The sequence below is a fragment of the Brevundimonas fluminis genome, from assembly GCF_003934285.1.
GTDB lineage: Bacteria > Pseudomonadota > Alphaproteobacteria > Caulobacterales > Caulobacteraceae > Brevundimonas > Brevundimonas fluminis.
Map to the genome: position 1 here is coordinate 278127 of NZ_RQWJ01000002.1, position 15535 is coordinate 293661.

Annotated in this window: 13 protein-coding genes and 1 pseudogene; 5 read left to right on the forward strand and 9 right to left on the reverse strand. The window is 69.8% G+C overall.

Going from position 1 to position 15535, the window contains the following annotated elements:
* Positions 1-189 precede the first annotated feature (189 nt).
* The 3 genes from dnaK (at position 190) to dapB (ending at position 4183) form a co-directional block, all read left to right on the forward strand.
* Positions 190-2097: a molecular chaperone DnaK gene (dnaK, locus tag EFJ44_RS01910; protein ID WP_125255495.1), complete on the forward strand. Its 1908-nt coding sequence runs from the start codon at positions 190-192 to the stop codon at positions 2095-2097.
* Between the two features lie 164 nt (positions 2098-2261).
* On the forward strand, positions 2262-3437 hold the full coding sequence (gene dnaJ, locus EFJ44_RS01915) for a molecular chaperone DnaJ (protein ID WP_125255496.1): 1176 nt from the start codon (positions 2262-2264) through the stop codon (positions 3435-3437).
* Positions 3434-4183, forward strand: coding sequence for a 4-hydroxy-tetrahydrodipicolinate reductase (gene dapB / locus EFJ44_RS01920; RefSeq protein WP_125255497.1), 750 nt, complete (start codon positions 3434-3436; stop codon positions 4181-4183). The genes dnaJ and dapB overlap by 4 nt, the downstream gene beginning before the upstream one ends.
* Position 4184: 1 nt before the next feature.
* On the opposite strand, the gene EFJ44_RS01925 is transcribed toward dapB, so the two are convergent.
* A complete protein-coding gene (locus EFJ44_RS01925; protein WP_125255498.1) occupies positions 4185-5303 on the reverse strand; it encodes an acyl-CoA dehydrogenase family protein in 1119 nt (372 codons plus the stop codon).
* Between the two features lie 4 nt (positions 5304-5307).
* A complete protein-coding gene (locus tag EFJ44_RS01930) occupies positions 5308-6492 on the reverse strand; it encodes an acyl-CoA dehydrogenase family protein (RefSeq protein ID WP_125255499.1) in 1185 nt (394 codons plus the stop codon).
* A 137-nt stretch (positions 6493-6629) separates the two neighbouring features.
* On the opposite strand from EFJ44_RS01930, the gene EFJ44_RS01935 reads away from it, so the two are divergent.
* A complete protein-coding gene (locus EFJ44_RS01935) occupies positions 6630-7070 on the forward strand; it encodes a hypothetical protein (protein WP_125255500.1) in 441 nt (146 codons plus the stop codon).
* Here the strand turns inward: EFJ44_RS01935 and EFJ44_RS01940 are convergent.
* From EFJ44_RS01940 to EFJ44_RS01965, 6 genes are all read right to left on the reverse strand, one after another.
* Complete coding sequence (locus EFJ44_RS01940) at positions 7067-7855, reverse strand: hypothetical protein (RefSeq protein WP_125255501.1); 789 nt, start codon at positions 7853-7855, stop codon at positions 7067-7069. The genes EFJ44_RS01935 and EFJ44_RS01940 overlap by 4 nt on opposite strands.
* 34 nt (positions 7856-7889) lie before the next feature.
* Positions 7890-8258: a hypothetical protein gene (locus EFJ44_RS01945; RefSeq protein WP_125255502.1), complete on the reverse strand. Its 369-nt coding sequence runs from the start codon at positions 8256-8258 to the stop codon at positions 7890-7892.
* A 62-nt stretch (positions 8259-8320) separates the two neighbouring features.
* Positions 8321-8749, reverse strand: coding sequence for a hypothetical protein (locus EFJ44_RS01950; RefSeq protein ID WP_125255503.1), 429 nt, complete (start codon positions 8747-8749; stop codon positions 8321-8323).
* A gap of 700 nt (positions 8750-9449) precedes the next feature.
* Positions 9450-11099 (reverse strand): chaperonin GroEL, encoded by a 1650-nt coding sequence (gene groL / locus EFJ44_RS01955; RefSeq protein WP_125255504.1) that lies wholly within the window; start codon positions 11097-11099, stop codon positions 9450-9452.
* A gap of 54 nt (positions 11100-11153) precedes the next feature.
* Positions 11154-11441 (reverse strand): co-chaperone GroES, encoded by a 288-nt coding sequence (gene groES / locus EFJ44_RS01960; protein WP_123288102.1) that lies wholly within the window; start codon positions 11439-11441, stop codon positions 11154-11156.
* 137 nt (positions 11442-11578) lie between these two features.
* Entirely contained in the window at positions 11579-13048 is a 1470-nt protein-coding gene (locus tag EFJ44_RS01965; protein WP_125255505.1) for a tetratricopeptide repeat protein, read from the reverse strand.
* Positions 13049-13179: 131 nt separating this feature from the next.
* Between EFJ44_RS01965 and EFJ44_RS01970 the strand changes: the two genes are divergently transcribed.
* The gene (locus EFJ44_RS01970; RefSeq protein WP_125255506.1) at positions 13180-13674 is read left to right on the forward strand and encodes a hypothetical protein; all 495 of its coding nucleotides are present in this window, start codon (positions 13180-13182) and stop codon (positions 13672-13674) included.
* A 144-nt stretch (positions 13675-13818) separates the two neighbouring features.
* Here EFJ44_RS01970 and pgi read toward each other — a convergent pair.
* A pseudogene (pgi, locus tag EFJ44_RS01975) lies at positions 13819-15435 on the reverse strand (glucose-6-phosphate isomerase); the annotation flags it as partial.
* Positions 15436-15535: the final 100 nt, after the last annotated feature.

Sequence of the window (15535 nt, forward strand, 5' to 3'; positions counted from 1 at the left end):
TCCAGTGACGGCCCCTGACGAAAAGGCCTTGCGGGAGGGGGCGGGCTTCCCATATGCCGCCTGACCCGAGAAACCCCGCGATCGCTGGGGCTTCTCATAAACAGACACCAAACCCACGGGGGCGGTCACGCGCGGCGCTTGATCCAAGGCCGCCGCATCGCCCGCCGAAACGGAGACGAAGACCAGACCATGGCCAAGATCATCGGTATCGACCTCGGCACCACCAACTCCTGCGTCGCGGTGATGGAGGGCGGCTCGCCCAAGGTCATCGAGAACGCCGAGGGCAACCGCACCACCCCGTCGGTGGTCGCCATCCAGGACGGCGGCGAAATCCTCGTCGGCCAGCCGGCCAAGCGTCAGGCGGTGACCAACCCCGCCAACACCTTCTTCGCCATCAAGCGCCTGATCGGCCGCAACTTCGACGACCCCGTCGTGGCCAAGGACAAGGGCATGGTGCCCTATGAGATCGTCAAGGGTCCGACCGGCGACGCCTGGGTCAAGGCCCACGGCAAGGACTATTCGCCCCAGCAGGTCTCGGCCTACATCCTAGGCAAGATGAAGGAGGCCGCCGAGGCCTATCTGGGCGAGAAAGTGACCCAGGCCGTCATCACCGTTCCGGCCTATTTCAACGACAGCCAGCGCCAGGCCACCAAGGACGCCGGCAAGATCGCCGGCCTCGAGGTCCTGCGCATCATCAACGAGCCGACCGCGGCCGCCCTGGCCTACGGGCTTGAGAAGAACGACGGCCAGAAGATCGCGGTCTACGACCTGGGCGGCGGCACCTTCGACGTCTCGATCCTGGAGATCGGCGACGGCGTGTTCGAGGTGAAGTCCACGAACGGCGACACCTTCCTGGGCGGCGAGGACTTCGACCTGCGCCTGGTCGACTACCTGGCCGACGAGTTCAAGAAGGAGCAGGGCGTCGACCTGCGCCAGGACAAGCTGGCCCTGCAGCGCCTGAAGGAAGAGGCCGAGAAGGCCAAGAAGGAGCTGAGCTCCACGACCCAGTACGAGGTCAACCTGCCCTTCATCACCATGAACGCGTCGGGCCCGCTGCACCTGAACATCAAGCTCTCGCGCGCCAAGCTGGAGGCCCTGGTCGAGGATCTGGTCCAGCGCACCATCGAGCCGTGCAAGAAGGCGCTGGCCGACGCCGGCATGAAGGCGTCGGACATCGACGAGGTGGTGCTGGTCGGCGGCATGACCCGGATGCCCAAGGTGCAGGAGGCCGTGAAGGCCTTCTTCGGCAAGGAGCCGCACAAGGGCGTGAACCCCGACGAGGTCGTGGCGCTGGGCGCCGCGGTGCAGGCCGGGGTGCTGCAGGGCGACGTGAAGGACGTGCTGCTGCTGGACGTGACGCCCCTGACGCTGGGCATCGAGACCCTGGGCGGCGTGTTCACGCCCCTGATCGAGCGCAACACGACCATCCCGACCAAGAAGAGCCAGACCTTCTCGACCGCCGACGACAACCAGTCGGCCGTGACGATCCGGGTCTTCCAGGGCGAGCGGCCGATGGCGCAGGACAACAAGCTGCTGGGCCAGTTCGACCTGATGGGCATCCCGCCGGCGCCGCGCGGCATGCCGCAGATCGAGGTCGCCTTCGACATCGACGCCAACGGCATCGTGCACGTGACGGCCAAGGACAAGGCCACCAACAAGGAGCAGTCGATCCGCATCCAGGCCAACGGCGGCCTGTCGGACGCCGACATCGAGAAGATGGTCAAGGAAGCGGAGGCCAACGCCACCGCCGACAAGGCCCGCAAGGACCTGGTGGAGGCCCAGAACTCGGCCGACGCCCTGATCCACTCGACCGAGAAGGCCCTGTCGGAGCACGGCGACAAGATCGGCGCCGAGGAGAAGACGGCCATCGAAACCGCCTTGACCGACCTGAAGGCGGCCAGGGACGGCGCCGATCCGGAAGCCATCCGTGAGAAGACCAACGCCCTGGCCCAGGCCTCGATGAAGCTGGGCGAGGCCATGTATGCGGCCCAGCAGGGTTCGGGCGAGGCCGCCGCCGAGGGCCAGCCGGCCGACGACGGCGTGGTCGACGCCGAGTTCGAGGAAGTCTCGGACTCCGACGACAAGAAGAGCGCCTGAGGCGCCTGAAATCCGGGAACGGCCCCGCTTGTCATCCGACGGGCGGGGCCTTTTCTTAAGCCTTGCATCACCGGATCGGGTTCCCATGTCAGCCCGGTCATCGCCGGTCCTTCAGACGTCGGAACGACGCGGGGACGGGCGGAGAGTCAGAGGATCCCCGCCGCATGGCGCAGCGCGACTATTATGAGGTTCTGGGCGTCGAGCGGACGGCCGACGCCGCCGTTCTGAAGGCCGCCTATCGCAAGCTGGCGATGCAGCATCACCCCGACCGCAACGGGGGCTGCGAAGAGTCCTCGGCCAGGTTCAAGGAAGTCTCCGAGGCCTACGCCGTCCTGTCGGATCCGCAGAAGCGCGCCCATTACGACCGCTTCGGCCACGCGGGCGGCCCCGGCGGCAATCCGTTCGGTCAGGGACAGGGCTTCGCCGACGTCAACGACATCTTCGCCCAGGTCTTCGGCGACGCCTTCGGGGACGTGTTCGGCGGCCGCGCCGGCGGCGGCGCGCGGGGCGGCCCGCGCCGGGGCTCCGACCTGCGCTACGACCTCGAGATCACGCTGGAGCAGGCCTATCAGGGCGCGGAGGTGGAGATCTCGGTTCCCGCGACGCTGACCTGCACGACCTGCGAGGGCTCGGGCGCCAAGGCCGGCACCCAGCCCGTCACCTGCACCACCTGCGGGGGGCAGGGCCGGGTGCGCACCGCCAACGGCTTCTTCCAGATGGAGCGCACCTGCCCGCGCTGCGGCGGCCAGGGCAAGATGATCGCCGAGCCCTGCACCAGCTGCATGGGTCACGGCCTGGTGCGCAAGACCCGCACGCTGAACCTGCAGATCCCCGCCGGGGTCGACGACGGCTCGCGCATCCGCCTGACGGGCGAGGGCGACGCCGGCCAGCGTGGCGGCCCGCGCGGCGACCTCTACGTCTTCCTGTCGGTGACGCCGCACGACCTGTTCGAGCGCGACAACCTCGACCTGCTGGTCACCGTGCCGGTGCCGATGACGGTCGCGGCGCTGGGCGGAGAGATCGAGGCGCCCTGCCTGGTCAGCCAGGCCTGCGACGGCAATTGCAAGGCGCCCGTCACCGTCCCCGCCGGCGCCCAGACCGGCAAGACCGTGCGCATCAAGGGCAAGGGCATGCCGCACCTGAACGGAAAGACCCGCGGCGATCTGGTGGTCGAGCTGTTCGTCGAGACGCCGACCGACCTGACCGCGCGTCAGAAGGAGCTGCTGCAGGAGCTGGCGGATTCGCTGGGCGAGACCCAGACGCCGCGCAACTCCAGCTTCACGGGCAAGGCCAAGCGGTTCTGGGCCGACATCCTGGGCAGCGGCGAGACGGCCCAGTGAACGGGGTGCTGCACGTCGGCATCTCCGGCGCCCGCGGACGGATGGGCCGGGCCGTGTCGGCGGCGCTGGACGCGCGGGACGACGTGGTGGTCGCCGCCCGCTTCGACCGGGGCGAGACGCCGGACCTGTCGCGCTGCGACGTCGTCATCGACTTCTCCACGCCCGAGGCCTCGCTGGAATTGGCCGAGGCGTGCGCGGCGCGCGGCGGGCCGGCGCTGGTGATCGGCTCGACCGGCTTCACGCCGGAGCAGCTCGCCGGGATCGAGGCGGCGGCGGAGAAGGTCGCCGTGGTCCGCAGCGGAAACTTCTCGCTGGGCGTCAACATCCTGATCGGTCTGGTCGAGCACGCGGCGCAGAGGCTGGACGCGCGCGACTGGGACGTCGAGGTGCTGGAGGCGCACCATCGCCGCAAGGTGGACGCGCCGTCGGGCACGGCCCTGATGCTGGGCGAGGCCGTGGCGAACGGTCGGGACGTGGATCTGGCGGAGGTGCGCGCCGCGCCGCGCGACGGCGTGGGACAGGCCCGCAAGGAGGGCGAGATCGGCTTCGCCGCCCTGCGCGCCGGCGGCATCATCGGCGAGCATTCGGTGATCTTCGCCTCGGACGACGAGACGCTGACGCTCAGCCACTCGGCGGTCGACCGCAGCCTGTTCGCCAAGGGCGCGGTGGTCGCCGCGGCCTGGGTCCGCAGCCGAAAGCCGGGCCTCTACGACATGCAGGACGTGCTGGGCTTCCGGCAGGCCTGACCTAGAAGCCCTGGCTGCGCGCCAGCGCCTCCTGATGGAAGGCGGCGTCGCCCAGCAGTTCGTTCAGGACGCGCACCCGCTTCATGTAGAGGCCGACGTCGAACTCGTCGGTCATGCCGACGCCGCCGTGCATCTGCACCGCCTCCTGCACCGCCAGCTCGGCGACGCGCCCGGCCTTGGCCTTGGCGACGGAGGCGACCAGACCCGCGTCCTCGCGGCCCGCGTCCAGCGCCTGCAGCGCGGCCAGAACCGCGGCCTGGGCGATCTCGATCTCGGTGAACAGGTGGGCGGCGCGGTGCTGCAGCGCCTGAAACTCGCCGATCGCCTTTCCGAATTGCTTGCGGGCGCGCAGGTACTCCAGTGTGATCTGGAAGGCCTGATCCCCGGCCCCGACCAGGGAGGCGGCGGCGCAGGCGCGGCCCAGGTTCAGGGCGGCGGTCAGGGGGGCCTCGCCCCCGTCCACCGCCCCGATGACGGCGTCGGCGTCGACGCGGACGTCGGTCATGGTGACCCGCGCGGCGTTGTGGGCGTCGACCATCACGGTGCGCTCGACCTCGACGCCGTCCGTCTTCGGATCGATCAGGAACAGGGTCAGGCCGCCGTCGGTCTTCGCCGCCACGATCAGGGCGTCGGCGACGTGGCCGTCCAGCACGAAGCCCTTGGCGCCGTTCAGGACGAAGCCGTTGCCCTGACGCCGCGCCGTCGCGGCGATTCGCGCGGGCGCGTGCTTGGGCCCCTCGTCCACGGCCAGCGACAGGATCGCCTCTCCGGACGCGATGCGGGGCAGCCAGGCCTTCTGCGCGTCGGATCCCGCCTGCGTCAGCACGGTCGCGGCCAGCACGGACGATCCGAGGAAGGGCGAGGGCGTCAGGGTGCGGCCCAGGCTCTCGGCGATGACGCCGGCCTCGACGGCGCCGAGGCCGGAGCCGCCGTCGGCCTCGGGGATCACGACGCCGGCGAAGCCCATCTCCCCGAAGGCGGCCCACAGCTCGCGCGAGACGCCGTCGGGGTCGCGGGAGTCGCGCAGGTTCCGCAGATGGGCGATCGGCGCGCGCTCGCTCAGGAAGCCGTCGGCGGCCCCCTTCAGCATGGTCTGTTCGTCGGTCAGGATCAGGGGCATCCGCTCACGCCCCCGGCAGCTGGAGGACGTGCTTGGCGAGGATGTTCAGCTGGATCTCGCTGGTCCCGCCCTCGATGGAGTTGGCCTTGGTGCGCAGCCAGTCGCGGGCCATGGCGCCGTCGCGCGACCGCTCCCCCTCCCACTCCAGCGCGTCCGAGCCGCCGGCGGCCATCAAGAGCTCGTGCCGCCGCTTGTTCAGTTCGGAGCCGTAGTATTTCAGCATCGACGCCAGCGCCGGGTGCGCCTGCTTCGCCTTCATGCGGTCGCCGGTGCGTTCCAGCGCAAGGCGGAAGGCCGCGGCGTCCACCTCCAGCTCGGCGATCCGTGCACGGAGCATCGGGTCCAGCAGGCGGCCGTCGTCGCCCACACCGATCGCGCCGGTCGCGACCTGGCCCAACGGCCGGCCCCCGCCGATCTCGCCCATGGCGCCGATCATGGTCCGCTCGTGCGCCAGCAGGTGCTTGGCCACGTCCCAGCCGCGGTTCAGCTCCCCGACCAGATTTTCCTTCTCCACCCGCACGTCGTCGAAGAAGGTCTCGCAGAAGGGCGACTTGCCCGAAATCAGCGTGATCGGCCTGGTCGTCACCCCCGGCGTCGCCATGTCGAACAGGACGAAGCTGATGCCCAGATGCTTGGGCGCCTCCGGATCGGTGCGCACCAGACAGAAGATCCAGTCCGCCTTGTCGGCATAGCTGGTCCACACCTTCTGACCGTTGACGACCCAGTGATCGCCGCGGTCCTCGGCGCGGGTCTGCAGGCCGGCCAGATCCGATCCCGCGCCCGGCTCGGAATAGCCCTGGCACCAGCGGATCTCGCCGCGCACGATCGGCGGCAGGAAGCGCTTCTTCTGCTCCTCGGTGCCGAACTTCAGCAGGGCCGGGCCCAGCATCCAGACGCCGAAGCTGTTCAGCGCCGGCTGCGCCCCGAGCCGCGCCAGCTCCTGCGCCAGCACCTTGGCCTGTTCCCGCGACAGGCCGCCGCCGCCGTACTCCACCGGCCACTCCGGCGCGGTCCACCCCCGCTCGCCCATGACCTTCAGCCAGCGTTCGTGGCCGGGCGTGGCGAAGACGGCCTTGCGCCCGCCCCAGATCACCTCGTCCTCGGACCGCACGGGCCCCCGCACCTCGGGCGGACAGTTCGCCTCCAGCCACTGGCGGGTGGAGGCGCGGAAATCGTCGAGTTCGCTCATGCCGGAGAGGGAGCCACGGTTACGTCGGGGGAGGCAAGGGTGGAGGACGCCATCATCATGGGACGATCGCGCGTCAGGTTTCGGGGGTTGGTGTCACGGCCGGGCGGTGCGCAAGTTTCGCCAGCTGATCCGGAGAGATGACCATGTTGAACGTGATGAGCCTCGTCGGGGCTCTCGTCATGCAGGATCCGACTTGGGAGCTCTTCTGCGTCTCGGACGCCACGGGAACCATCGAGCCTGTCGTGGCGGCTGAAGCGCAGGACGGATCGTGGCGCACGCTTTCCGAAGATTCGAATTTTCCGGCCGAGCCTTCGGATCTGCCCGGCGCGAGAACGAAACAATGGTTCGCCTACGGGACGGAGATCGAGTGGGCCGGCGTACGCTACGTACCCTCCGGAAGTCCGACCGGCGTAACCGCGTTGAACCGCTACCTGCGTCACCAAGGCGTGCTCGACGGTGTGCCGGTCTACTCGTGGTGGCCCGGGGGGGATCGGGACCTGGCCTTGCTGGTCGATGCCCGCGGCTGCGTCTTTCAGACCTACTCGCCCGTGTCAGAACGACGTGACCACTCAGCCTAGTCCACCACGCCTCCCACGGCCTGGCAGTGCTGCGTGAGCTTCGTCATCAGGTGTGAGACGCGGCGAGCCCGATGCTCAGTGTCGACCCAGAGAAACCCTTCTCCCCCGTCGGTTCGCATCCGGATGCCCGGCGCCGGGCCGACCAGATAGGGTTCGGCGGTCGCTCGCCGCCACTCCACCGGCGAGACCGTGCGCCCATCCGGCTGACCCGCCGCCGAGTGACTTTCGACAAGTCGCGCCTGGCACGGGCGTCCCTGTAAGGTGTAGCGGAAATCAAGGCCCGCGGCGGTCCGACGTATCGCCTCCAGTTCGAGCTTGAGCGATTGAAACGCGTCGACCGCCCTCTCCTCCGCGCTGAAGGACGCCCCACGAGATCTCGTGGCCGCATCCGCGCAGGCGTCGATGAGGAAGGCCAAATGAGCCTCGACATTGGTCCGCGCTCTGACCGAGCCGGCTGAGAAGGTGAAAGCGCCATCGGCAGGGCTGACGAACTCCACAGTGTGGTAGCCGCCGTCTTCCTCGTAACTTCTGACCGTCGCGTGCTCCAGAGAAAGGGGCTGGGACGCACCGGTCGAACCGTCACTCCAGATTTGAACCAGGGTCGGCCGACAGGCGGCGCCGATCAAAGTGTAACTCTGCACCCGATCATCGTCCCGGACCCGGACCTGCTCGAACGCCGCCTTGCTTTGGCGGAACGCCTCAGCTGTGCCCAGCTGCGACTGGGCAAGACACGGCGGCGCGTGCATGGCCGCCAAGGCCAAGGTCATCTCAAGCAAGCGGCGCATCAGGCTCTCTCCGTCGTCCAAAGGGCGCATGACATCAGCCCGGCTCCACCTGCCAGACCGTGCACCTGGCGATCCAGTGCTCAAGCTCGCGGACAAGGGTGGGATACGAGCGAGTTTCAAACGCGTGCATGCACCGTCCATCAGAATCGAAATGCAGCGGTACGTGTTTGATCCGACGCCCCTTGGGCGAGCGTGGCCAAGGCTGGTATCCGACCGTCAGGTGAAAGACGCCGTGGACATCGAATTCGGGTCGCAAATCAACGTCGATGTTGAATCGGCGCGCGGCGTTCACCGCGTGAAACAGCGTCGCCCCGCCGACCTGGCTCAGGTCGTCGTCCATCGCGAGCCGCAGCTTGTTGACGGCGATCAGCCAGCCGCCCGGGATGCGCAGGGGCTGCATCAAGCCGTAGGCGTCCGACGCAGGATATAGCTCGTGATCCGGGGGGATGCGCAATCGACGGCTCGTCAGCCGTCGGATCGGGGCGGCAAGGCGGCGCGCAGTGCCGTGCACCAAGCCTGCCCGCGCTCATCCAGTTCGTCGCAGCGCCTCTGAACCACCGCATGGCACAGCGCTCCCCGATCCAGCGGGACGTAGGAGCAGTACCGCTGGGTCAGCCCGCGGCACAGGCTCTGTCCCGCATCGTCCGCGATCAGGGAACAGGTCGCCGTCGTGACGGCCCGGCAAAAGGAGACGCCGTCGCCGGTGGCCAGGCTGCAGTTTCGCGCCAGCAAGGCCTCGCACAGCGCCGCGTCGGAGTCACGGAGCGGGCTGCAGACCGACACGCCCTTCGGGTCCTGCAATTCTCCCCGGCTCGGCGAGGCGAGCGAGGGCGACGGCCACAGGCCGACGCACAGAGCAAGGACGGCGGCGCAGCGGGCCAGGACTTGAAACATGGGCGCTCTCCTTGCGACCCACTATAGATGCTGACGGCGGCGCGTCTTCTGACGAAAGCCGACTTGGGGCCATCAGGGACCGTCAGATCGAGAGGCTTGATCGCCCATCGGAAATCGCCGTTACTCTCACCATCGAATGGGAGGAAGGCATGATCAAGCGCAGGATGATCGCGGCGGCGGGCGGGCTTCTCATGTTGAACGGGTGCGCCGTCGCGGACTGGATCTCCGCGCCGTGCTCCGACCCGTGCACGCCCTACCAAGCCCCCCAGCAAGTCTACAATCCGTACACGGGCACTTCGAGCTATGTGTACGGCGCGCCGCCGCAGCAGCAGGTCTATGTTCCGATGAGCCAGCCCGCTTCGTCGGCGACGGCGCCGGCGCAGCCGTTCGTGCCTCAGGAGGCCTATTCCGACGGCACGCCATATTCGACCGCCCCCCAAGGGACCGGCAACGGGCCGGCGATCATCGTCGATCAGAATTGGCCATATAGCCAGCCGCAGCAGCCTGCAGCCCCGACTTGGACACCACCGTCTTCGACGCCGTCGGCCCCGCCGGCGGAAGGACCGATAAGGCAGCCGTGTTACCCGACTTCCTGCGTGAATCCCCAGTAGCCGACGAACGTCGTCGTTGGCCGGACAAAAAAGGGCGGGCCCGTCGCCGGACCCGCCCTCTTCGTTTCAACCTGAGCTGGGCGTGGGACTTAGAAGTCCATGTCGCCCATGCCGCCCATGCCGCCGCCCGGCATGCCGCCGGCGCCGGCCGAGGCCTTCTTGGGGGCGTCGGCGACGGCCGCTTCGGTGGTGATCAGGATGCCGGCCACCGAGGCCGCGTCCTGAAGCGCCGTGCGGACGACCTTGGCCGGGTCGATCACGCCCATGGCGACCAGGTCGCCGTACTCTTCGGTCTGGGCGTTGAAGCCGAACGACTTGTCGGCGTTCTCCAGCACCTTGCCGACCACGATCGAGCCTTCGACCCCGGCGTTTTCCGAGATCTGACGGATCGGGGCCTGGATGGCGCGGCGGATGATGGCGATGCCGGCGGTCTGGTCGGCGTTGTCGCCGGTCAGGCCGTCCAGAGCCCTGGTCGCCTTCAGCAGGGCGATGCCGCCGCCGGGGACGATGCCTTCTTCAACGGCCGCACGCGTGGCGTTCAGGGCGTCGTCGACGCGGTCCTTCTTCTCCTTGACCTCGACCTCGGTCGAGCCGCCGACGCGGATGACCGCGACGCCGCCGGCCAGCTTGGCCAGACGCTCCTGCAGCTTCTCCTTGTCGTAGTCCGAGGTGGTGTCCTCGATCTGCTTCTTGATCTGGCCGATGCGGGCCTCGATGGCGTCCTTCTCACCGACGCCGTCCACGATGGTGGTGTCGTCCTTGGTGATGGTGACCTTCTTGGCCTTGCCGAGCATGTCGAGGGTGACGTTCTCGAGCTTGATGCCCAGGTCCTCGGAGATGACCTGGCCGCCGGTCAGGACGGCGATGTCCTCCAGCATGGCCTTGCGGCGGTCGCCGAAGCCCGGCGCCTTGACGGCGGCGACGCGCAGGCCGCCGCGCAGGCGGTTGACCACCAGGGTGGCCAGGGCCTCGCCCTCGATGTCCTCGGCGATGATCAGCAGCGGACGGCCCGACTGCACCACGGCCTCCAGGATCGGCAGCATGGGCTGCAGGCTGGACAGCTTCTTCTCGTGCAGCAGGATCAGGGGCTCTTCGAGCTCGGCCTGCATCTTGTCGGCGTTGGTGATGAAGTAGGGCGACAGGTAGCCGCGGTCGAACTGCATGCCCTCGACGACGTCCAGCTCGGTCTCGGCGGTCTTGGCTTCCTCGACGGTGATGACGCCCTCGTTGCCGACCTTTTCCATGGCGCGGGCGATCATCTCGCCGACCTCGGCGTCACCGTTGGCGGAAATCGTGCCGACCTGGGCGATCTCGGTGTTGGCCGAGACCTTCTTGGACGACGCCTTGATGTCGGCGATGACGGCGGCCACGGCCTTGTCGATGCCGCGCTTCAGATCCATCGGGTTCATGCCGGCGGCGACCGACTTCAGGCCTTCCTGGACGATCGACTGGGCCAGGACGGTGGCGGTGGTGGTGCCGTCGCCCGCCTTGTCGTTGGTCTTGGAGGCGACCTCACGGATCATCTGGGCGCCCATGTTCTCGAAGGCGTCCTCCAGCTCGATCTCCTTGGCCACCGAAACGCCGTCCTTGGTCGAGCGCGGGGCGCCGAAGGACTTCTGGATGACGACGTTGCGGCCCTTGGGACCCAGGGTGACCTTCACCGCATTGGCGAGGACGTTGACGCCGCGCAGCATCTTGTCGCGCGCGTCGGTGTTGAACTGAACGATCTTGGCGGCCATGTGCGGCTGCTCCTTATCTGTCTGTTTACGGGAGTGAAATCAGGCGCCGGGTGCTTAGGACAGCACGCCCAGGACGTCCGATTCCTTCATGATGATCAGGTCTTCGCCGTCGATCTTGACCTCGGTGCCCGACCACTTGCCGAACAGGATGCGGTCGCCGGCCTTCAGCTCCAGGGCGTTGACCTTGCCGCTGTCGTCCCGGGCGCCGGGGCCGACGGAGACGACTTCGCCTTCCTGCGGCTTCTCCTTGGCGGTGTCGGGGATGATGATCCCGCCCTTGGTCTTCGATTCCTCTTCCACGCGCTTGACCAGCACGCGATCGCCGAGCGGACGAAACGCCATCTGTAGTTCTCCCTTCAGGGCCTCTGATGATTGAGCGCCCCCGGACGCCGGCGCTTTTGGCAGCCGCCGTGCCCGAGTGCTAACGCGCGGCGGAAGTAGGTCCGGCGCGGTCGGGCGTCAAGGGCGGGAAGGCCGATTCAGTCGGGAGATTTCGCCAACCAGGCGGCCTGGACGAGGCGGCGGAACAGCGGGGCCGCGCGGCGGGTGGGGTCGCCGCCCTCCAGCCGCCGTCCGTCGCGCCGGAACAGGGCGTCGCGCGCGGGCCTGAGCACGGCCAGCGCCTCGTCCGCGCGACCGGCGCGGGCCAGGAAGCCGCCGTGGTCCGCGGCCTGGAAGACCGCGTCCGGGTGCCCCGCCGGCTGACGTGCGGCCAGGATGGCGCCGGCGCGGATCATCAGGGCCTCGGCCTCGGCCGGGCGGTTCAGGCCGATCAGGGCCTGACCGTAGCCGTCCAGCGTGGTGACCAGATCCGGGCTGTCGGCGCCGAGGCCCGCCTCCAGCACCGGCAGGGCGGTCTGGAACAGCGGCAGGGCCTCGGCGTGACGGCCCTGATCGACGAGGCTGAAGGCCAGATTGGCGGTGGCGACGCCGGTGAAGGGGTGGTCCGGGCCGACCAGTTCCAGCGCGATGGCCAGCGACTGCCGGAACGCCGGCTCGGCCAGATCGCCGCGGCCGGTCAGGTGCAGCAGCCAGCCGTGGTTGGTCAGGGTCTGGGCCAGAAGCACGGGATTCTCCACCCGCTCGGCGATGGCCACCGCGCGGCGGTGCGACCGCTCGGCCTCGGCCATCCGCCCGGTGCGGCGCAGGATGTTGCCCAGGTTGCTGAGCGCCAGCGCCACCTGCTCGTCCTCGGCGCCGTAGGCCGCCTCGTAGATCACCAGCGCCCGCCGCTGGTGCGGCTCGGCCTCGGCGTAGCGGCCCTGCGCCATCAGCGCGTTGGCCAGCTGGTTCAGAGCGTCGCCGACGTAGGGGTCGTCGGGGCCCAGGCGATCGGTGCGCAGCGCGATCACGGTTCGCGCGGAGGTCTCGGCCTCGGCGAAGCGCCCCAAAGCGTCGAGGTTCTTGCCGCGCTCATAGGTCAGGTCGGCGACGTGGTCGGGCGCCGTCGTCAGGGCGAGAGCGCGGTCGGCCACGGCGAGAGCATCCGCGTGGCGGCCCTGAACGTAGCGCATGCGGGCCTGCGTCAGCAGCGCGGGGACCAGCTGCGTGGACTGTGGGCCGAGGCCGGATTCGACGATCGCGACGGCGCGGCTCACCGCGGCGTCGGCGTCGTCCTCGCGGCCCAGACCGGCGCGGGCCTTGGCCACCTCGATCCAGGCGGTCGAGGCGGCGACCGGGTCGCCGCGCGCCTCCGCCTGCTCGGCCGCCGCGACGTACAGCGGCTCGGCCCCGGCGAGGTCGCCCGCCTCGGCCAGCGCCCGCGCGTCGGCGATCCGGACGTCGGTGGGGGGCGGCGGAGGCGGCGGAGGCGGGGGCGGGGGCGCGACAGGAGGCGGCGGCGGGGGCGGCGGCGGGACGTCCTGCGCGGTCGCGCAGCCGGCCAGCGCCAGCGCCGCCAGCAGGGCGGCCCCGGTGAACCCTCGTCTGAAGCCGCGCCACATCCGCATGGGCGGACCGTGCCGTTCCTTGCCTCGGGCCGCAAGCCGCACGGCATGAACGCCCGCTGAACGGCCGATCCCCGGCAGGTTCAGGCCGCCGGGTGCAAGCTGCGGACATGCCTCATGAAAGGAGCGCCGACATGAAGACGAAGATGGTGATGACGGCGGCCGCCCCGCTGGCCGCCCTGATGCTGACGGCCGCCCCCGCGGCGGCGCAGGACTATCGCTACGACCGCGATCGGGACCGGAACGACTCGACCCGCGACGCCCTTCTGGGCGCGGCCGTCGGCGCCGTGGCCGGGGCCGTGATCGGACAGGGCGACGGCGCCTACATCCTGGGCGGAGCCCTCGCCGGCGCGGCGGTGGCCGCCACGAGCGGCGGCGACGACTGCGGCTACCAGCGCGACGGCCGCTGCTGGCGCAACCAGGGCCACTGGGAGCGCGAGCACGGCATCAACAGCCGCGACCGCTACGGCTACCAGTCCGGCTACGGCTACGACCGGAGCTACGTCGACGGGCGGACCTATCAGGGCCGGGGCTACTACCGCGACGGCCGCTTCTGGCGGAACCACGGCGAGTGGCGCAGCGCCCAGAACCGCCGAGACCGCGACTATCGCTACGACCGTCGCTGGTAGGCCGGACTAGTCCTGCGGCTTCTTGCGGGACAGGAACGAGGGGCGCGCTTCCCGGGCGGGAGCGCGCTCCTTTTCCTTTTTGACCTTGTCCGGCTTCGACTTGACCCCGGGCACAGGCGCGGCCTTCGACGCCGGGCGGGTCGCCAGCCGGATCAGCAGGGCGGCGGTCGAGGGATCCAGATCCACGGACGGCGCCCCCGCCTCCGCGTCGGCCAGCAGGCTGCGCGCCATGGCCTTGCCCAGTTCCACGCCCCACTGGTCGAAGCTGTTGATGCCCCAGATCACGCCCTCGACGAAGGTCTTGTGCTCGTAAAGAGCCAGCAGCGCGCCCAGAGCGCGCGGCGTCAGGGCGTCCATGACGAGGGTGGTCGAGGGCCGGTTCCCCGGAAAGGTCTTGTGCGGCGCCAGCCGGTCGGCCTCCTCCGGCTCCATGCCCAGCTCCAGCATCTCGGCGCGCGCGTGATCCTCCGTCTTGCCCACCATGAGGGCGCGCGCCTGGGCCAGGGCGTTGGACCACAGCGGAGCCTCGGAGCCGCCGCCGTCCAGGGTGTCGCGCACCACGACGAACTCCGCCGGCACGACCTGCGGGCCCTGATGCAGCTGCTGGAAGAAGGCGTGCTGTCCGTTGGTCCCGGGTTCACCGAAGACGATGGGGCCCGACGCCGCGACCGGCGCGCCCTCCAGCGTCACGCCCTTGCCGTTCGACTCCATCTCCAGCTGCTGCAGGAAGGCGGGCAGGCGCCGCAGCCCGTGGGCGTAGGGGGCCACCGTACGGGCGCCGCGGTCCAGGCCGGCGACGTTGAAGACCTGGGCCAGGGCCATCAAGACCGGCGCGTTGGCGTCGAGCGGCGCGGTGCGGAAGTGGGCGTCCATCTCCGCGGCGCCGTCCAGCATCTCCGAGAAGACCTCCCAGCCCAGACCGACGGCGCACGACAGGCCCACCGCCGACCACAGGGAGTAGCGCCCCCCGACCCAGTCGCGGAAGGCGAAGGTGCGGCCGCAGCCGAAGGCCTCGGCGCGCTCCGGCGCGGCGGTGACGCCGACGATGTGCCGGCCGAGGTGTTTCGTCGGGACGGCGGTCTTGAGCCAGTCGCGGGCCAGCTCGGCGTTGGCCAGGGTCTCCTGCGTGGTGAAGGTCTTGGACACCACCACGACCAGGGTCGCCTCCGGGTCCAGCCCGGCCAGGGCTTCGGCCATCTCACGCGGATCGATGTTGGCGACGAAGCGCAGGTCGACGGTGGGCTCCACGGGGCGCAGGGCGTCCCACACCAGCCGCGGCCCCAGATCAGAACCGCCGATGCCGATGTGCACGACGGCCTCGAACGGCCGGCCGCCCGTGCCGGTCTCGCGCGCCGTGCGGACGTCCTCGGCGAACTCGGCCATGGCTTCGCGCACCGCCTCGACCTCATGCGAGACCGGTTCGCCCAGCGCCGTGAAGGTCGCGCCGTCGGGCGCGCGCAGAGCGGGGTGCAGGACGGCGCGGCCCTCGGTCGGGTTGACGACCTCGCCCCCGAACAGAGCGGCGCGGCGACCCTCGACGTCGGCGGCGCGCGCCAGATCCAGTGCGGCGCCCAGACCCGCCTGCGACCACGGCTGCTTCGACAGGTCCAGCGTCAGACCTGCGGCTTGCAGCGTCATCCGCTCCAGCCGGTCGGGCTCCTTGCCGAACCAGTCGACGATGGGCGTCCCGGCATCCGCCTCGGCGGCGCGGCGAAACGCCTTCCAGGCCTTGTCCAGGGCGGCGGGGCGGGCGGTCGGCATCATCGGCTCCGAAGGCGGCGTAAGCGTCCGTTTACGGGTGGGGCGTACCCCCTTTCAATGACCGATTCGCCAGTCGCGCGAGATCGGAGAAGAAGGAACG